Source organism: Methylomonas sp. MK1 (assembly GCF_000365425.1).
Lineage (GTDB): Bacteria > Pseudomonadota > Gammaproteobacteria > Methylococcales > Methylomonadaceae > Methylomonas.
This window is the reverse complement of record NZ_AQOV01000001.1, coordinates 3,197,299-3,213,217: the sequence shown is the minus strand read 5'-3', so window position 1 is coordinate 3,213,217 and position 15,919 is coordinate 3,197,299. Positions and strand designations below refer to the sequence as shown.

Sequence of the window (15,919 nt, the reverse complement as noted above, 5' to 3'; positions counted from 1 at the left end):
GTGCGCGAGAAAATCGACGCCATCTACCAAAGCGAATCCCGTCATGTACTGGCAACCTTGATTCGGTTGCTCGGCGATTTCGATGTTGCCGAGGAAGCGCTGCACGATGCCTTTCGCGCCGCGCTCGAACAATGGCCGCGCGACGGCGTGCCGGCCAATCCGCGCGCCTGGTTGGTGTCGGCCGGCCGCTTCAAGGCCATCGACAGCCTACGCCGGCAAGCCCGCTTCGATGTACTTGATGATGCCGATACCCTGGCCGGTCCGGCCAGCGAAACCGACGACACCGATGACGAAGGCCTGGAAGACGACCGCCTGCGGCTGATCTTTACCTGTTGCCATCCAGCGCTGTCCCCGGATGCCCAAGTCGCATTGACGCTGCGCGAAGTCTGCGGCCTGGCGACCGAGGAAATCGCCCGCGCCTTCCTGACCCCGACACCGACACTGGCGCAACGTATCGTCCGCGCCAAAACCAAGATTCGCGACGCCCGCATTCCGTACCAAGTACCCTCACCGGCCGAACTGCCGCAACGCCTGGATTCGGTGTTACGGGTAATTTACCTGGTGTTCAACGAAGGTTACTCCGCTTCGTCCGGCGACGCGCTAACCCGGCATGATTTGTCGGAAGAAGCGATACGCCTGGGACGCTTACTGATCGAGCTACTGCCGGAGCCGGAAGCGCTAGGTTTGTTGGCGTTGATGCTGCTGCACGAATCGCGCCGCGCCGCCAGAGCCACAGCCGACGGTGAACTGATTTTGTTGGACGACCAAGACCGCAGCTTGTGGGATAGGGAACGCATCGCGGAAGGCTCGGCACTGGTGCAGCAGGCCTTAGTATCGCAGCGTTTTAGCCCTTACGCTGTGCAAGCCGCCATCGCCGCAGTGCACGCCAACGCCAGCCATGCCACCGCCACGGACTGGCCGCAAATCGTCGCACTCTATGAAGTCTTATTGCGCATCGAAGCCTCGCCGGTAATCGAATTAAACCGGGCCGTCGCGGTAGCGATGCGCGATGGACCGGCAGCCGGGCTGGAGTTGATCGATGCCATTTTACAGAACGGCGACCTTACCGATTATCACCTGGCGCATGCGGCACGAGCAGATTTGTTCCGGCGTCTGGGCAGAACCGACGAAGCTATCGCAGCTTACGAACAAGCCCTGGCTTTGGCGCGGCAGGAACCGGAGCGGCGCTTTTTGGCGCGTAGATTACGGGAAATCCGTGTTGAGTGACGATATTAGTTAAAAATGGGCGATTGATTTTAAAGTGATATTTCATTATTTGAGTCGCGCACCGTATCCACTTTTTGACACAACAAATGAAAAGTTTCGCGCCGCGCCATTCTGATAGAGCAAGTTCGGCCAAAGCCCCCTTACTTAAAAAGGCGCCATCCGCCATGAAATTGCGTCGATTGAAGTCGGGCCATTGTAGCCTCGATGCAGCGTTAACGGGATCGATGGCGTCGGCCTGCCGGCCATCAAACCCACATCGGCAATTAAAAGCAGCTGGCCTTCGAAACCTCGATTCCATCGAGGCTACTTGCTGGCGCACGCGGCCCGAGCAGACTTGTACCGGCGTCTGGGCAGAACCGCCGATGCGATCTCAGCTTACGAGCAAGCCCTGACTTTGACACGCCAGGAACCGGAGCGGCGCTTTTTGGCGCGTAGATTGCGGGAAATCCGCATCCAGTGACAGTATTAGCTAAAAAAGGGCGATTGATTTTAAAGTGATATTTCAATATTTGAGTCGTACTCCATATCCGCTTTTTGACACAAAAAATGAAAAGTTTCGCGCCCCGTCATTCTGATAGAGCAAGTTCGGCCAAAGCCCACCTGACTTAAAAAAATAGGTGCCACCCGCCACGAAATTGCGTCGATTGAAGTCGGGCCACTGTAGCCTCGATGCAGCGTTAGCGGAATCGAGGGCGTCGGCCTGCCGGCCATCAAACCCACATCGGCAATTAAAAGAAGCTGGCCTTCGAAACCTCGATTCCATCGAGGCTACTTGCTAATTGCCCGTGGATCAAACAAGTAGAGCTCAGACAATCTCATTATGAAGAAATAATTACTATTTGTAATTCATGCGTTTAGGTTCAAAGTATTGCCTATAATGAGGCCTGCCAATCTCGCCGCGTTGGCACAGCGGCATCAATACAAAACGAATCGCAGCATTCGGTATCGACAAGTTGGTATAAATGCATTAATAATCGATTAGTTGGAAGAAAAAAAGACTTATGACCACCGCCAACATCAACACGACCATGCTGACCTGGGCGCGTGAGCGCTCCGGCGTCACCGTGTCTGAATTTGCCCGGAAGTGCGGTGTCAGCCTAGACAAGCTCAGCGAATGGGAGTCCGGCCACCGCTCTTTGACCTTTAAGCAGGCTATGACTTACGCCGAAAAGGCACATATCCCATTCGGCTATTTGTTCCTTGCCCAGCCTCCAATCGACGAATTGCCTATTCCCGATTTAAGAACGATCGAGGGCCAAATCAACCGGAGACTCAGCGCGGAATTGCTCGATCTGATCAAGCTGATGCAACAGCGCCAGGAATGGTACAAAGACTATTTGCAACAGCATCTTGTCGGTCCAAATCCTATCGTTGGCCGCTTTGCCGTCAAAGATGGGGTAACCGCCATCGTGCGCGACATTCGCACCGAACTCGGCGTCGGCAATCACCCGCAACGCGGCAGCTGGGAAGATTATTACCGCGATCTGGTCAACCGTATCGAGTCTGTAGGGGTGTTGGTGATGCGCCAAAGCGATGTGGGCCACTACACGCGACCATTGCGCGTCGAAGAGTTTCGAGGTTTTGCAATTGCTGACAATTACGCGCCGATCATTTTCGTCAACCATGCCGATGCCTTGGGCGCACGGCTGTTCACCCTGGTCCACGAACTCTGCCATATCTGGATCGGCCAGTCTGGCATTTCCGACGCTAGCACGCAAACCCATCGGGCAGAAGAGATTCTTTGTAATGCGGTAGCCGCCGAGTTTTTAGTCCCGGCCACTGAATTTCAGACCATATGGAGGCATGGTCTGGACAACTGGCAGTCCAATTTGCCGACTTTGGAATCGCATTTCCACGTCAGCACGTGGACCTTGGCGCGCCGCGCGCTGGCTTTAAACTACATAACTCAGGACGAATACCAGCGTTATATCAACGCCCAGCAAGCGGCTTATCGGGATCGCGACGACAGCGGCGGCCCTGGTTATTACCGGACCAAAAAAGCCCAGATTAGCCAGCGTTTTTCCCGCGCGGTCGTCAGTGAGGCTCTCAGCGGCCAACTTTTACTCCGTGAAGCCAGCCAGTTATTGGGTGGTATCAAACCCGACAAAATCGCCACCTTTGCCAAGGAGTTGGGCGTTTGAAATATCTTCTCGATGCCAATACCTACATTCAAGCCAAGAATTTCTATTACGGCATGGATATCTGTCCGGCTTATTGGGATTGGCTGGATCGGCAATTTCAAGCGGGTTTGGTCGCCAGTGTTCAGATGATAGGCAAGGAACTTAAAGACGGTCACGACGAACTAGCCGCATGGGCGAAGGCGCGCTCAGAACACTTCATCAACAACGACGACACCGAAACCCAATCGGTGTTTTCCGAAATTGTTCAAAGTGTCGCAGCCGGCGACTATAACCCCGGCAATCGCGACAACTTCTTAGCAAAAGCCGATCCCTGGCTCATCGCCAAAGCTAAAACCCTTGGGGCAACGGTGGTCACCCACGAAGCCTTGGTTGCACCGAACACCAAGAAAGTCAAAGTTCCCAACATTTGCCTGCAATTCGGTGTGCCTTGCCTGGACACGTTTCAGTTTCTGCGGGAATTGAATGCGCGGTTTGTTTTGGAACACTAAAGCAAAATGCACTGAGTTGTGACAACCGGCAATCGTAGAATAGTTATCCGGCTTACCGAGCTAAATACTGCATTTCTTTGGCCCCGGAAATGTAATGCCGATGAAATTCCGCCAGGCCAGGTTCCGATGCGGTTTTCTCTGCATAACTGTTCAACACAGGCAATTGCCACTGAGCAATCTGCTGGGCATTGGGGTGGCGAATCGCGGTCAAAAATGACGACAGGCTGGTCACCACTTGCCCGCCTTTGGGTTTGAGCGACACTTTGGCCAGACTATCGACCAACTGCGGCGTGTACTTCAACATGTAGTCGGCATAGCGGCGAATCTGCGGAATCTGTTCCTCCAATTCCTGCCGTTCCGCATCAAAATCCTCGCGAAACACGATTTTCTTGTCGGCAAACACCAGCGGCGCCGATTCGGAGGTATCGCAGGTCCAACCGGGTTGCGGTTTTAATAGCTCGGCTTGAAATTGCTCGTCCCGATACGGGTAAAACGGCATAGTTCGGCAGCGCGCTGGTTTATCGGCGTGAATGCCGCACAGATTATCGGGCGCTAGTGCCGGGCACGGATATGACGGGGGAATATAGGCGGTGGGTACTATCAACACCACCAATTCTTTGCGATTAGCCAGTTTTATAGTGGCTCCCAGCTGGGACACCATCGCAAAGTCTTTACAGCCTTGCCGCACCGGCGTCCAGACCATGGCTAATGGGAAGCGGTCCGCATACTTAAACGCATCGTTTACTGTCAGTGGCAATTGTCCATAACAGCATTTGCCGCACGCGGTACAGTGAAAACGCTGCGTCATTCCTGCTCTAATTCAGTCGTGGTACCGCAGCATTTTTTGGCTTTTTTGCCCGACCCGCACGGACAGGGGTCGTTACGGCCCACTTTGCTGACTACCCGCTGCGTGACTTTGGGATTGAGATCGCCGCTGACATACAGCCACTCGCCGTTTTCGCGGCGGAAACTAGCTAACTCGGTTTGCACCAAATCCTGTTTGTCGCGGCGAAATTTTATGGTGAATTCGACTTGCGCCGTATCGCCGATTTCCGTGGCATTGCGAATATCCAGGCTGCGCCACTCGCATTCTTCCGCCATGCGCTCGGCTTCCGCTCGATTGAAATCCTCCTTAATTTCCGGGGCGTGGGTACGCTCGATGTGATCCAACTTTCGTTGTACGAATGCCGTGTAGCGTGAACGCATCAAGGCCTCGGCAGTGGGCGCCAGCACACCGTCGATGATTGGGCCGCAGCATTCGGCATAATCCAGTTTGGAGCCGCAAGGGCATAGCGTCATCGTTGATCTCCGGTCAGATTGTGAAAAATTGAGGTCTATCTTTCCATGGTAAGCGACAGTCGTCTTCGGCTCAACGCAAATGCGCATTAACAAAAACTTTTGTATCTATTCAACAATTGCGATGGGTAGGCTGTATTGACTGAGTACTTAAAAATTTTTTGTCTAAACACATTTTGCTTGTCGAATTTGCCCAACGCCGAACGACTATTCGGTAAGTACACTATTTTTAGCCCGAGGAAATTGACCATGAAATACCTATGCCTGATTTGCGCCGAAACCGTCATGGAGGGAATGTCGGATGAGGCCGCAGCCAAACATTTTGATGAATACACCGAGTTTACCCAAGCCATTCGCGACAGCGGCCACTACCTGAGTTGCAATCGGCTGCTGCCGGCCAATGCCGCCATCACGCTACGAGTGCGCGGCGGGAAAGTGAGCACCACCGACGGCCCGTTCGCGGAAACCAAGGAACAGCTCGGCGGCTATTACCTGATCGAAGCCGACGATCTGAACGAAGCCATCCAGGTGGCCGCGCGGATTCCCGGAGCGAAGTTGGGTTGCGTGGAAATTCGACCGGTAGCGGAAGATCCAAAAACCCTGGAAGCGCTGGGCCTGGGTTAATCTCAACTCAGCCTAACTTGCCCGGCAAAAAAATTTTGATGCGTTGTCGATTTGGGCAGTCGCCGTTCGACTAAGGATGCAAGCCACAATTATCAGCACCCACCCTAAAACGAGGAGTTCCCCATGACCGCCAACATCAAATTTATCCCCGACGGCTACCACACGCTTACCCCTTATCTGGTGGTACAAGGCACGGCACAGGCACTGGAATTTTATAAAAATGCCTTCGCAGCCAGCGAGTTATCCCGGCTGAATACGCCGGACGGCAACATAGCTCACGCCGAATTCAAAATCGGCGATTCGATATTCATGCTGGCTGACGAAAACCCGCACTGTACCGATCATTCGCCAGCAATGCTGGGCGGTACGCCAGTCAAGCTGTTTTTGTATGTCGCGGATGTCGATACGGTGTTTGCCGCCGCGATAAAGGCCGGTGCCACATCCAAGATGCCACCCACCAACCAATTCTGGGGCGACCGGATGGGCGCGCTGAGCGATCCGTTCGGCCATCAATGGCTGATTGCCACGCATATCGAAGACGTCGATCCCAGCGAAATGCCCAGCCGTATGGCTGCATTCTTCGCGGCGCAAGCGGCTAGTGCCGAACCGCAATAAGGAGCTGACATGAACACGCAAATTTTCGTCAATCTTCCGGTAAAAAACCTACCTAACTCCATCGCCTTTTTTACCCGACTGGGTTACACCTTCAATCCGCAATTTACCAACGACGACGCGGCTTGCATGATCGTCAGCGACACTATTTTCGTGATGTTGCTGACCGAAAACTTCTTCCAATCCTTCACGCCCAAAACCATTTGCGACGCCACAAAAAGTACGGAAATGTTGCTGTGCCTATCCGCGGAAAGCCGGGAAAAAGTCGATACCATCGTCAGCACTGCCGTCGCGGCCGGCGGTACGCTGTACAAGGAGCCGCAAGATCACGGCTTTATGTATGCTCACGGCTTTCAGGATCCGGATGGCCACATCTGGGAATATTGTTACATGGAGCCCGGCGCGGCGTGCCAAGGCTAAAGGAGACCGGCATGAAATATATGTTACTGATTTATCTTGAAGAGCACAGCGTGGACGAAGCCGAGCGGCAAGCCTGTTATGTCGAGTCCACCCAACTCGCGCACAAACTCAAAGCCGACGGCCAATACCTGGCGGCCAGTCCGTTGCAGCCTACAACCATGGCGACCAGCGTGCGGGTGCGAGAGGGTAAGCGCTTCGTCACCGACGGCCCGTTCGCGGAAACCCGCGAACAACTGGGCGGCTACTATCTGGTCGAGGCCCGGGATTTGGATGCAGCCATTGCTATTGCCGAACAGATTCCGATGGCGCGCAAGGGCACCGTCGAAGTGCGGCCGCTGATCGAGATTCCGGGCCTGCCATCGTAAAAACGCAACCGAAGAGGAACAAGTAATGAAAATTGACCTGCAGAAAGAACACGAATGGCTACAACAACTGATTGGCGAATGGACCTATGTGTCCGAATGCGTAATGGAACCCGGCCAGCCGCCCGAGAAATTCGAAGGTTCCGAGAGCGTGCGCAGCTTGGGCGGGTTGTGGCTATTGTGCGAGGGTTGCGGCGAAATGCCGGGCGGCGGCACGGCGACTATGTTGATGACATTGGGTTACGACACTCGGCAGCAGCGCTTTGTAGGCACCTGGATAGGTTCGATGATGACCCATCTCTGGATTTACGACGGCGCGTTGGACGCCAATGGCACTGTGCTAACGCTGAATACCGAAGGTCCGTGTTGCACTAGCGAAGGCAAGTTAGCCAAGCAGCGCGACGTAATCACTATCCAGAGTCCGCAACAACGCCTACTGACTTCGTATCTGCTCGACGACGAAGGCCAATGGCAGCTATTCATGACGGCGCAGTATCGGCGCAGAACATAATTTCTTACATTTCTTGCACTATCGAGGAAAATCCGATGATCAAAACGATACTAATTGTCTTGGCCTTAGTCATCGCCTGCATACTTATTTATGCGGCAACCAAACCCGACACTTTCCGCGTACAACGCTCGATCATAATCAAAGCTACCCCGGAAACGATTTTTCCGTTGATCAGCGATTTGCACAGCATGCAAACATGGTCGGCCTGGGAAAAAGTGGACCCTGGTATGAAGCGAACATACAGCAGCGCTACCAGCGGGCCGGGTGCGGTGTACGAATGGGAAGGCAACCAGGAAATCGGCCAGGGACGCATGGAGATTATTGACGCGACGCCGCCCGCGAAAATAACGATCCGGATGGATTTCATCAAGCCCTTTCCGGCGCAAAACACCTTGGAATTTGTTCTACAAACCGAGGGTGACTCGACGCGCGTTACCCAGGCTATTTTCGGCCCTAGCCCTTATATTTCCAAAGTGATGAGCCTGGTGTTCAGTATGGACAAGATGATCGCCGGGAAATTCGCAGAAGGTTTGGCCGAGCTAAAGACCATCGCCGAAAAGCGATCAGCTATTTCAATTTCAGAGGGAAAGCCATGAAGCCAACTGAACAAACAACTGAATCGCGGGAACTGGTGCTGACGCGCCTGATTGATGCGCCACCCGAGAAACTCTATAGAGCCTGGACCGAACCGGCACTGCTCAAGCAGTGGTTTTGTCCGAAGCCCTGGACCGTGGCTGCAGCCGAACTCGATGTCAGAGCCGGCGGCACCAGCATCATCGTGATGCGTAGCCCGGACGGTCAGGAGTTTCCCAACCAAGGCATCTATCTTGAAGTTGTGCCAAACGAGCGTTTGGTCTTCACCGATGCCTACACCAGCGCCTGGGAACCCTTCGCCAAACCTTTCATGACCGGCATCATCACGTTTACGCCTGAAGGCGGAAAAACCCGCTACAGCGCTCGCGTGTTTCATTGGAGTCCGGAAGACCGGAAAGCCCACGAAGAAATGGGTTTTCACGAAGGCTGGGGAAAAGCCACGGATCAGCTTGCCGAGTTGGTGACCAGCGTGTGGGCCGGATAGTCGAGCATTACCATTCACATCATGTAGGAGTAGATCTCATGCAAAAAATCACCCCGTTTTTGTGGTTCGACCATCAAGCCGAAGCGGCTATGAATTTTTACGTCTCTATTTTCAAGAACTCGAAGGTGTTGAGCGTCAACCGTTACGGCGATGCCGGGCCAGGACCGAAAGGTAGTGTGATGACCGCCAATTTCGAGCTGGACGGTCAAGTATTTACCGCGCTCAACGGCGGACCGGTCTACAAGTTCTCGCCCGCCATTTCGTTTGTCGTGCATTGCGAAACTCAGGCGGAAGTGGACCACTATTGGCAGAAACTTTCAGAAGGCGGGAAAGAACATCAATGTGCCTGGCTGGACGATAAATTCGGCGTGACCTGGCAAATCGTGCCGAATGCGCTGATCAAATTATTGAGCGATCCCGATCCGGTAAAAGCCGGACGCGTGATGCAGGCTATGCTGAAAATGACAAAAATCGACATCGCCACCTTACAACAGGCCTACAATCAAGCTTAGAGTGGCGAAGCCTAAGCTCGCAATGCCAGCGCCGCCTTAGCCAAACGCTCGCCCAACACCCAACACAAACGTTTCTCGTGCTCTGTTAATTCGGCATCGGTATCGGCGACATGACTGGGACCATACGGCGTGCCGCCGCTGACCGTTTCGCGCAGTGCAATTTCGTTACAGGGTAGGCTCATCAACAACATGCCGTGATGCATCAAGGGCAGCATCATCGATAACAGCGTAGTTTCCTGGCCGCCGTGCATGCTGCCGGTAGAGGTGAACACGCCCGCCGGCTTGCCGGACAACGCGCCTGAGAACCACAACGCGGTCGTACCATCCAGAAAATGCTTTAACGAGGCAGCCATATTGCCGAAATGGGTCGGGCTGCCCAACGCCAAGCCGTCGCAGGTTTCCAGGTCTTGCAAAGTCGCATAAGGCGCGCCGGCATCGGGAATGCTGTCGGCGATTTTCTCGCACACCGCCGACACTTCCGGCACCGTGCGCAACACCGCTTCCGCGCCGGTTACCGACTCCACACCCCGGCCGATCTGCTGCGCCATGCTCGCGGTACTGCCGTCGCGGCTGTAATACAGGATCAGGATTTTCGCCATCAGAGTATTGCCAACACGTTTTCCGGTGGCCGACCGATGACGGCTTTACCATCTTTTAACACAATAGGCCGTTCGATCAATTTGGGGATTCTGATCATTGCTTCGATCAAGTCCGCATCGCTCAGGGATTTATCGTCCAGACCGTTTTCCTTATATTCCGGCTCTTTGGTGCGCATCAACTCGCGCGGCTTGATGTTGAGCTTGCTTAGGATGTCCTGCAACTCGGCGGCGGTAGGCGGAGATTTAAGATATTCGACAACTTCCGGCGTCACGCCCTGCGCTTCCAGTAGTTTCAAGGTGTCGCGGGATTTGCCGCAACGCGGGTTATGGTAAATTTTGACGCTCATGGTTTGCACCTTAATCATGACGGGTTGCGGCTATAATAGCACCCTTCGAATCACGGATAAGCTCCCAAAGCCATGCAATTACCCAACTATTCAACCGCCCGCGTGCTGGTGGTCGGCGACCTGATGCTGGACCGCTACTGGCACGGCGCCACCTCGCGAATTTCCCCGGAAGCGCCGGTGCCGGTGGTGCACGTCAAACAAGACGAACAACGCGCCGGCGGTGCGGGCAACGTGGCTTTAAACATTGCTGCGCTGGGGGCAAAAGTATCTTTGTTGGGTTTTACCGGCGAGGACGAAGCCGCAACGGCCCTGAAACAATTGCTGCAACAAGCCAGGGTTTTATGCCTGTTTCAGGCGGTGCCGGGTTATCCCACCATCACCAAATTGCGGGTGATGAGTCGCCATCAGCAATTGATCAGATTGGATTTTGAAGACGGTTTTAATAATGTCGATAGCGACGCGTTACTGCATCTATACCATGCCGAGATGATGCAATCGCAAGTGATCGTGCTGTCTGATTACGGTAAAGGTACCCTAAGCCAAGTGCAACAATTCATTAAATTGGCGAAGCAACTGAATAAACCGGTGCTGGTCGATCCGAAAGGCAGCGATTTTTCGATTTATCGACAAGCCACACTGATTACCCCCAACCTCAGCGAGTTTGAAGCGGTGGTGGGCCGTTGCGCCGACCAACAGCAAATCGTCGAGAGCGGTATGAACTTGCTTAACGAATTGGAACTGCAAGCCCTGTTGGTCACCCGCGGCGAAAACGGCATGACCTTGCTCAGTAAAGACGCCGAACCGTTACACCTGCCGACCCATGCCCGCGAGGTTTTCGATGTTACCGGCGCTGGCGATACCGTGATTTCCGTGTTGGCCGCCAGCCTGGCCGCGAAAAAACCGCTGGCCGAAGCCACACAGCTGGCCAACATTGGCGCCGGTATCGTGGTCGGTAAAATGGGCACCGCCACCGTCAATACCGACGAATTGCATGCCGCCTTGCAAGGGCCGCGCGCCCATCACAAAGGCGTCTGTAGCTTGGCGGACTTACTGGCCGAGCGCGCAGCCGCCAAGCAAAACGGCGAGAAAATCGTCGCCACCAATGGCTGTTTCGACATTCTGCATCCCGGCCACGTCCGCTACTTGCAACAAGCCAAAACCCTGGGCGACCGACTGGTGGTGTTGGTCAACAGTGACGCCTCGGTGCAACGCCTGAAAGGCCCGGAGCGCCCCGTGAATAAGCTGGATCATCGAATGGAAATGCTGGCCGCACTAGAATGCGTAGACTGGGTGGTGGAATTCGAACAAGACACCCCGAAAGAAGTCATCGACCAATTACTACCCGACATCCTGGTCAAAGGCGGCGACTACACCGACATCACCAGCATCGCCGGCCACGAAAGCGTTTTGGCGAATGGCGGCGAGGTGAAGATTTTGTCGTTTATCGAGGGGCATTCGACGACTTCGATTATTCAGACCATTAAGGATAAAACCGGCAACTAACCGCGAAGGCCCAAGGAATACAAATGCGACTTAAATATTGTTATTTGTTTTAGCTGTTTTTTATAGCTAAATGCTATTATCGGCTAATGTATCAAATAATCTATCGAAAAACGGCCGCCAAAGCATTGCTGAAAATGCCGCTTAGAGTAGCCGAACAATTCAAAGCAGCATTCGAGCAGATGGCAATGGATGACGAAGACGGATTGGACATCAAAAAACTGGAAGGTCGAGAAGGCTTTAGATTGCGGATTGGCGGTTACCGTGCGATTTACCGCAAATTGAACGATGTGCTGATTATAGAAGTGCTTAAGGTTGGTAGCCGGGGAGATATTTACAAATGAGCGTGCAATTTATCGAGCAAAACGGCTTAAAACAATATGCGGTTGTGCCCGTCGCCGACTATGAAAAACTGTTGGAAAAAGCGGAAATGTTGGATGACATCACGGCCTATGACCAAGCCCTGGGCAGCGAAGACGAATTGGTTCCTGCCGAAATCGTCAATCGACTGTTGAACGGCGAGAATAAAATCAAAGTATGGCGCGAACATCGCGGCCTGACTCAGTCGGGACTCGCCGAGAGCTGCAACATGGCCCAAGCCAGTATCGCGCAAATGGAAAGCGGCAAGCGAACCGGAACCATTGGCGCACTGAAAAAAATAGCCGAAACATTGAATGTGGATTTGGATGATTTGGTTTAATCCGCTGACATTCTTCAAGACGAAGGCAATTCATGAAAACTGACGCCGAAATCATCCATAGCGGATTCGAATCCATTTTTTCAACCCTGGGCATGGTTGATGCCGAGAGGTTTATCATTAATCGCGATAAACTCGATTACACGAATTGGCAAAAACAGCTCTGGCCTGACGAATCCGTAGAATCGTTATCTGCATTGGCCCAGCAAGACTGGGAACAATCGTCTTAACTTTGCCGCTTGCCCGAACTGCGGCTAGTCACCCCCTAATAATGAATCGCGCTTTGAATGAATAACTTAAAAGACCGCCTCCTCCAATACTGGCTACTAGCCCGCTTCGATAAACCCATCGGTATTTTCATTTTGCTGTGGCCGACGCTTTGGGCCTTGTGGATCGCCGGCAACGGCAAGCCGGATTTATTGGTGTTGATCGTGTTTACGCTGGGCGTGGTGTTGATGCGCGCGGCCGGTTGCGTGATCAACGATTACGCCGACAAGGATTTCGATCCGCATGTCGATCGGACCAAACTGCGGCCCATCGCTGCCGGCAAGGTGACACCGAAGGAAGCGTTGATCGTGTTTGTGGTGCTGTGTCTGACTGCGTTTGGTTTGGTGTTGCTGATGAACTGGTACACCATCGGCTTGTCGTTTATCGGTGCGTTTCTGGCGGCCAGTTATCCGTTCATGAAGCGTTTTACTCATTTGCCGCAGGCTTATCTGGGCGCGGCGTTTGGGTTTGCGGTACCGATGGCATTTGCCGCGCAGACCAATGAAATTCCGCTAGTTGGCTGGATTCTCTATCTGGCTGTATTGCTGTGGGCGCTGGTGTACGACACGATGTATGCGATGGTCGATATCGAGGATGATTTGAAAATCGGCGTCAAATCCACCGCGATTCTATTCGGCAAGCGGGTGCGGGAAATTACCGCCGGTCTGCAAGTTGTGATTATGGGGCTGCTAATTACGGTCGGCGCGATGCAACAACTGAGCTGGCCGTATTACGCCGGTTTGGCGGTTGCCGCCGGCTTGGCGATTTACCAGCAAAAGCTGATTTTTCATTTCGATAAACCCAGTTGTTTTAAAGCTTTTTTGAATAATAACTGGTTCGGTTTGGCGGTGTTTGTTGGGATTGTGTTGGCGTATTGGCTGTAGTGTTTAGGGTGAATTGCCCTCCCTCACACTAGCCTCAATAACGTAAAAAGAGACGGTCAGAATGAGAAGATGAAAACAGGTCATTCGCCTGGTTTAATTCTCATCACCCCAACCCTCTCGGCAACTGCTCCCAGCGTTGCCCTGAATCCGTGCAGTCGTCCAGCAGGAGAGGGAGCTTAATTTAAAGCCCTGATAGGAGATTTTTAAGCCTATCCAATAGATTATAGGATTTGCGATGAACTATCACGAGATGCTAGCGGTTGCTTTTTCCGAAGCAAAAGCCGGTTTTGACGATGGCGGCGTGCCGGTCGGCGCGGCTTTGTTCGACACCAGTGGCATGTTGCTAAGCCGGGGCCGCAATCGCCGCGTGCAAGATAACGATCCGTCTGTGCACGGCGAAACCGATGCCTTTCGCAAAGCCGGTCGGCAAACCAGTTACCGCGACAAAATCCTGGTCACGACCTTGGCGCCGTGCTGGTATTGCTCGGGCTTGATTCGGCAGTTCAATATTGGCACGGTGGTGGTCGGTGAATCTGTCAACTTTGCGGGGCATCTGGATTGGCTAAGAGAGGCTGGCGTTAAGATCGTGGAATTAAACGACGCGGCTTGTATCGATTTGATGAGCCGTTTTATTGCCCAATCGCCACGGATTTGGTTTGAAGACATCGGTGAGGATTGTTGTTAAAGACATTCTGAACAAGTTAATTCCACAAACGAAGATTTGCGCTCAGGCTCTACCCATCCGAAATAACCGCCAACCACCCCCAACTAAACGTTCATTACAAAATGACATTGCTCTATGCGGTGAATTGTTATAAAACGGCGGGAATGATGCGCTTGGACCTAAACGCAACATTTAATGTTAATCTCGCGAAGACGCGAGTCCGGGGTTTTGATAGTCCTGGGTTCCAGAATTCGCAGGAACGACGATACCCATTTTTTGAAGCCCCCCTTTCACAGGTTGTGCGAGTAATCAAAAGGCTCTAATCAATCACAACTTGCATTGAATGGGGAGGTTGACGGCAGCTAACCCGATTTTGAAAAATTCTCGATCCTTAATCTGTACAGGAGTTTCCGTTCATGAGTCTGACCTTAGTCATCGGTAACAAAAACTATTCCTCTTGGTCACTACGGCCTTGGTTGTTTTTGAAATATCACGACATCGATTTCTCGGAAATCAGAATCCCTTTGTATCGCGAGGATTCAAAAGACAAACTATTGCAATACTCGCCGACCGGTAAAGTACCGGTTTTGTTGGATGGTGAGCTTAAGGTCTGGGATTCGCTGGCAATTTTGGAATATCTGGCGGAACGCTTTCCGCAAACCCAAGGCTGGCCGGAGGATTTCGCCGAACGCGCCGCGGCCCGTTCGTTAGCCGCCGAAATGCATTCCGGATTTACTGCGCTACGCACCTATTGCGGCATGAATTGCAAGCGCACACCCTCAGCCAAACCCTTACCGGAAGCGGTGCATCCGGACATCGAACGCATCGGTGAAATTTGGCAACACTACCGGCAACTCCACCGCCATGACGGTCCATGGTTATTTGGCCGATTTACCATAGTCGATGCAATGTTCGCCCCGGTCGCCTTGCGATTTCACAGCTATCAACTGGAAACCAATAAAGAGGCGCAAGCCTATGTGGACTCGGTGCTGGCCTGCCCGGCTGTAAACGCCTGGATGGAAGCCGGCAAGTTGGAAAGCGAGGTCATCAGCGCGTTTGAATAAGCAGTGTTAAGACCTTGCCGATTTACCACAATAATTTAAAGATACTTTGCTACTACCTGAGCGTAGAATGATTCTCTTGTTATTTACCAACGGGAGAGCACTATGAAAAAAATCAAATTAACCGCTGTTTTACTCGGCTTATCAGTATTTTCCGGCCTGAGTTTTGCGGATGTTCCGCTGCAATCCAATGAAGAAGTACAAGGCGTGTGGAAGTTGGAATATACCAAAAAATCCGCTACCTCCACGGAAACCATCAAGCGCGAAGATACCTGGACCTTTAAAGACGGCAAAGTCACCATCACTCATATCCCACGCGAAGGTACTTTTTATGACCAATCGCCAGTCGCTTATGAAATTGAAGGCGGTAAATTGAAAATCGCCATTTTGGGTAGACCGGATAAATTCGACATCTTTGCCTTGCAGGAAAAAACCGATAAATCCATGACCTTAAAAGGCAAATTCGGCGACGTTTATCACTTTAATAAAAATTAAAAACCATCATCCGTAATTTCTTAGCCTAAAAATACCAATAACACTTGGCTAACCATTAATAATTTGTTCCCGCAAGCTTCCCCCTGTTCACGCCGGGGCGCGGGAACCCTGAAATAACGAATCCCCGCATAAGC

The 15,919-nt window shown here is 52.7% G+C and carries 24 protein-coding genes; 20 read left to right on the top strand and 4 right to left on the bottom strand.

Annotated features, from left to right (window positions below; genetic code table 11):
- From G006_RS0115255 to G006_RS0115240, 4 genes are all read left to right on the top strand, one after another.
- Window positions 1-1,227, top strand: a complete 1,227-nt coding sequence (locus G006_RS0115255) for an RNA polymerase sigma factor (protein WP_020484078.1) — start codon at window positions 1-3, stop codon at window positions 1,225-1,227.
- A gap of 307 nt (window positions 1,228-1,534) precedes the next feature.
- Window positions 1,535-1,687 carry a tetratricopeptide repeat protein gene (locus G006_RS27915; RefSeq protein ID WP_020484077.1) on the top strand — a complete coding sequence of 51 codons (153 nt, stop codon included), beginning with the start codon at window positions 1,535-1,537 and terminating at the stop codon, window positions 1,685-1,687.
- A 541-nt stretch (window positions 1,688-2,228) separates the two neighbouring features.
- Entirely contained in the window at window positions 2,229-3,368 is a 1,140-nt protein-coding gene (locus G006_RS0115245) for a helix-turn-helix domain-containing protein (RefSeq protein WP_020484076.1), read from the top strand.
- Window positions 3,365-3,856 carry a DUF4411 family protein gene (locus tag G006_RS0115240; RefSeq protein WP_020484075.1) on the top strand — a complete coding sequence of 164 codons (492 nt, stop codon included), beginning with the start codon at window positions 3,365-3,367 and terminating at the stop codon, window positions 3,854-3,856. Before G006_RS0115245 ends, G006_RS0115240 begins: the two co-directional genes overlap by 4 nt.
- 52 nt (window positions 3,857-3,908) lie before the next feature.
- Here the strand turns inward: G006_RS0115240 and G006_RS0115235 are convergent, their stop codons facing one another.
- Both G006_RS0115235 and G006_RS0115230 read right to left on the bottom strand, forming a co-directional pair.
- The gene (locus G006_RS0115235; protein ID WP_020484074.1) at window positions 3,909-4,664 is read right to left on the bottom strand and encodes a YkgJ family cysteine cluster protein; all 756 of its coding nucleotides are present in this window, start codon (window positions 4,662-4,664) and stop codon (window positions 3,909-3,911) included.
- Window positions 4,661-5,155 (bottom strand): YchJ family protein, encoded by a 495-nt coding sequence (locus tag G006_RS0115230; RefSeq protein ID WP_020484073.1) that lies wholly within the window; start codon window positions 5,153-5,155, stop codon window positions 4,661-4,663. Before G006_RS0115230 ends, G006_RS0115235 begins: the two co-directional genes overlap by 4 nt.
- 246 nt (window positions 5,156-5,401) lie before the next feature.
- Between G006_RS0115230 and G006_RS0115225 the strand changes: the two genes are divergently transcribed.
- The 8 genes from G006_RS0115225 (at window position 5,402) to G006_RS0115190 (ending at window position 9,271) form a co-directional block, all read left to right on the top strand.
- Window positions 5,402-5,776, top strand: coding sequence for a YciI family protein (locus G006_RS0115225; RefSeq protein ID WP_020484072.1), 375 nt, complete (start codon window positions 5,402-5,404; stop codon window positions 5,774-5,776).
- Between the two features lie 123 nt (window positions 5,777-5,899).
- Window positions 5,900-6,391 (top strand): VOC family protein, encoded by a 492-nt coding sequence (locus G006_RS0115220; protein WP_020484071.1) that lies wholly within the window; start codon window positions 5,900-5,902, stop codon window positions 6,389-6,391.
- A 9-nt stretch (window positions 6,392-6,400) separates the two neighbouring features.
- Window positions 6,401-6,808, top strand: a complete 408-nt coding sequence (locus tag G006_RS0115215) for a VOC family protein (protein WP_020484070.1) — start codon at window positions 6,401-6,403, stop codon at window positions 6,806-6,808.
- Between the two features lie 11 nt (window positions 6,809-6,819).
- Complete coding sequence (locus G006_RS0115210) at window positions 6,820-7,173, top strand: YciI family protein (RefSeq protein ID WP_020484069.1); 354 nt, start codon at window positions 6,820-6,822, stop codon at window positions 7,171-7,173.
- 25 nt (window positions 7,174-7,198) lie between these two features.
- Window positions 7,199-7,681 (top strand): DUF1579 domain-containing protein, encoded by a 483-nt coding sequence (locus tag G006_RS0115205; RefSeq protein ID WP_020484068.1) that lies wholly within the window; start codon window positions 7,199-7,201, stop codon window positions 7,679-7,681.
- Window positions 7,682-7,716: 35 nt separating this feature from the next.
- Entirely contained in the window at window positions 7,717-8,277 is a 561-nt protein-coding gene (locus G006_RS0115200) for an SRPBCC family protein (RefSeq protein WP_020484067.1), read from the top strand.
- Window positions 8,274-8,759, top strand: a complete 486-nt coding sequence (locus G006_RS0115195) for an SRPBCC family protein (protein ID WP_020484066.1) — start codon at window positions 8,274-8,276, stop codon at window positions 8,757-8,759. The genes G006_RS0115200 and G006_RS0115195 overlap by 4 nt, the downstream gene beginning before the upstream one ends.
- Window positions 8,760-8,797: 38 nt before the next feature.
- Window positions 8,798-9,271 (top strand): VOC family protein, encoded by a 474-nt coding sequence (locus G006_RS0115190; RefSeq protein WP_020484065.1) that lies wholly within the window; start codon window positions 8,798-8,800, stop codon window positions 9,269-9,271.
- Between the two features lie 11 nt (window positions 9,272-9,282).
- Here G006_RS0115190 and wrbA read toward each other — a convergent pair whose 3' ends face one another.
- Both wrbA and arsC read right to left on the bottom strand, forming a co-directional pair.
- Window positions 9,283-9,870, bottom strand: coding sequence for an NAD(P)H:quinone oxidoreductase (wrbA, locus tag G006_RS0115185; protein WP_020484064.1), 588 nt, complete (start codon window positions 9,868-9,870; stop codon window positions 9,283-9,285).
- Window positions 9,870-10,217: an arsenate reductase (glutaredoxin) gene (gene arsC, locus G006_RS0115180; protein ID WP_026147081.1), complete on the bottom strand. Its 348-nt coding sequence runs from the start codon at window positions 10,215-10,217 to the stop codon at window positions 9,870-9,872. Before arsC ends, wrbA begins: the two co-directional genes overlap by 1 nt.
- A 72-nt stretch (window positions 10,218-10,289) precedes the next feature.
- Here arsC and hldE point away from each other — a divergent pair, with 72 nt between their 5' ends.
- The 8 genes from hldE (at window position 10,290) to G006_RS0115140 (ending at window position 15,785) form a co-directional block, all read left to right on the top strand.
- On the top strand, window positions 10,290-11,720 hold the full coding sequence (gene hldE / locus G006_RS0115175) for a bifunctional D-glycero-beta-D-manno-heptose-7-phosphate kinase/D-glycero-beta-D-manno-heptose 1-phosphate adenylyltransferase HldE (protein ID WP_020484062.1): 1,431 nt from the start codon (window positions 10,290-10,292) through the stop codon (window positions 11,718-11,720).
- An 86-nt stretch (window positions 11,721-11,806) separates the two neighbouring features.
- Window positions 11,807-12,061, top strand: coding sequence for a type II toxin-antitoxin system RelE family toxin (locus G006_RS0115170; RefSeq protein ID WP_020484061.1), 255 nt, complete (start codon window positions 11,807-11,809; stop codon window positions 12,059-12,061).
- Window positions 12,058-12,417, top strand: a complete 360-nt coding sequence (locus G006_RS0115165) for a helix-turn-helix domain-containing protein (RefSeq protein ID WP_020484060.1) — start codon at window positions 12,058-12,060, stop codon at window positions 12,415-12,417. Before G006_RS0115170 ends, G006_RS0115165 begins: the two co-directional genes overlap by 4 nt.
- A gap of 32 nt (window positions 12,418-12,449) precedes the next feature.
- Window positions 12,450-12,644 carry a hypothetical protein gene (locus tag G006_RS0115160; RefSeq protein WP_020484059.1) on the top strand — a complete coding sequence of 65 codons (195 nt, stop codon included), beginning with the start codon at window positions 12,450-12,452 and terminating at the stop codon, window positions 12,642-12,644.
- A 57-nt stretch (window positions 12,645-12,701) separates the two neighbouring features.
- Window positions 12,702-13,565 carry a 4-hydroxybenzoate octaprenyltransferase gene (gene ubiA, locus G006_RS0115155; protein ID WP_020484058.1) on the top strand — a complete coding sequence of 288 codons (864 nt, stop codon included), beginning with the start codon at window positions 12,702-12,704 and terminating at the stop codon, window positions 13,563-13,565.
- Between the two features lie 235 nt (window positions 13,566-13,800).
- The gene (locus G006_RS0115150; protein ID WP_020484057.1) at window positions 13,801-14,250 is read left to right on the top strand and encodes a nucleoside deaminase; all 450 of its coding nucleotides are present in this window, start codon (window positions 13,801-13,803) and stop codon (window positions 14,248-14,250) included.
- Window positions 14,251-14,645: 395 nt separating this feature from the next.
- Entirely contained in the window at window positions 14,646-15,293 is a 648-nt protein-coding gene (locus tag G006_RS0115145; RefSeq protein WP_020484056.1) for a glutathione S-transferase family protein, read from the top strand.
- Window positions 15,294-15,395: 102 nt separating this feature from the next.
- Window positions 15,396-15,785 carry a lipocalin family protein gene (locus G006_RS0115140; protein WP_020484055.1) on the top strand — a complete coding sequence of 130 codons (390 nt, stop codon included), beginning with the start codon at window positions 15,396-15,398 and terminating at the stop codon, window positions 15,783-15,785.
- Window positions 15,786-15,919: the final 134 nt, after the last annotated feature.

Bases quoted from the DNA above. Each gene is read 5' to 3' on its own strand.
- G006_RS0115140 (WP_020484055.1), top strand. From the start codon at position 15,396: ATGAAAAAAATCAAATTAACCGCTGTTTTACTCGGCTTATCAGTATTT.
- ubiA (WP_020484058.1), top strand. From the start codon at position 12,702: ATGAATAACTTAAAAGACCGCCTCCTCCAATACTGGCTACTAGCCCGC.
- G006_RS0115220 (WP_020484071.1), top strand. From the start codon at position 5,900: ATGACCGCCAACATCAAATTTATCCCCGACGGCTACCACACGCTTACC.
- G006_RS0115205 (WP_020484068.1), top strand. From the start codon at position 7,199: ATGAAAATTGACCTGCAGAAAGAACACGAATGGCTACAACAACTGATT.
- wrbA (WP_020484064.1), bottom strand. From the start codon at position 9,870: ATGGCGAAAATCCTGATCCTGTATTACAGCCGCGACGGCAGTACCGCG.
- G006_RS0115190 (WP_020484065.1), top strand. From the start codon at position 8,798: ATGCAAAAAATCACCCCGTTTTTGTGGTTCGACCATCAAGCCGAAGCG.
- G006_RS0115160 (WP_020484059.1), top strand. From the start codon at position 12,450: ATGAAAACTGACGCCGAAATCATCCATAGCGGATTCGAATCCATTTTT.
- G006_RS0115145 (WP_020484056.1), top strand. From the start codon at position 14,646: ATGAGTCTGACCTTAGTCATCGGTAACAAAAACTATTCCTCTTGGTCA.
- G006_RS0115150 (WP_020484057.1), top strand. From the start codon at position 13,801: ATGAACTATCACGAGATGCTAGCGGTTGCTTTTTCCGAAGCAAAAGCC.
- G006_RS0115235 (WP_020484074.1), bottom strand. From the start codon at position 4,664: ATGACGCAGCGTTTTCACTGTACCGCGTGCGGCAAATGCTGTTATGGA.
- G006_RS0115215 (WP_020484070.1), top strand. From the start codon at position 6,401: ATGAACACGCAAATTTTCGTCAATCTTCCGGTAAAAAACCTACCTAAC.
- G006_RS0115210 (WP_020484069.1), top strand. From the start codon at position 6,820: ATGAAATATATGTTACTGATTTATCTTGAAGAGCACAGCGTGGACGAA.
- G006_RS0115245 (WP_020484076.1), top strand. From the start codon at position 2,229: ATGACCACCGCCAACATCAACACGACCATGCTGACCTGGGCGCGTGAG.
- G006_RS0115225 (WP_020484072.1), top strand. From the start codon at position 5,402: ATGAAATACCTATGCCTGATTTGCGCCGAAACCGTCATGGAGGGAATG.
- hldE (WP_020484062.1), top strand. From the start codon at position 10,290: ATGCAATTACCCAACTATTCAACCGCCCGCGTGCTGGTGGTCGGCGAC.
- G006_RS0115200 (WP_020484067.1), top strand. From the start codon at position 7,717: ATGATCAAAACGATACTAATTGTCTTGGCCTTAGTCATCGCCTGCATA.
- G006_RS0115230 (WP_020484073.1), bottom strand. From the start codon at position 5,155: ATGACGCTATGCCCTTGCGGCTCCAAACTGGATTATGCCGAATGCTGC.
- G006_RS0115170 (WP_020484061.1), top strand. From the start codon at position 11,807: ATGTATCAAATAATCTATCGAAAAACGGCCGCCAAAGCATTGCTGAAA.
- G006_RS0115165 (WP_020484060.1), top strand. From the start codon at position 12,058: ATGAGCGTGCAATTTATCGAGCAAAACGGCTTAAAACAATATGCGGTT.
- G006_RS0115195 (WP_020484066.1), top strand. From the start codon at position 8,274: ATGAAGCCAACTGAACAAACAACTGAATCGCGGGAACTGGTGCTGACG.
- arsC (WP_026147081.1), bottom strand. From the start codon at position 10,217: ATGAGCGTCAAAATTTACCATAACCCGCGTTGCGGCAAATCCCGCGAC.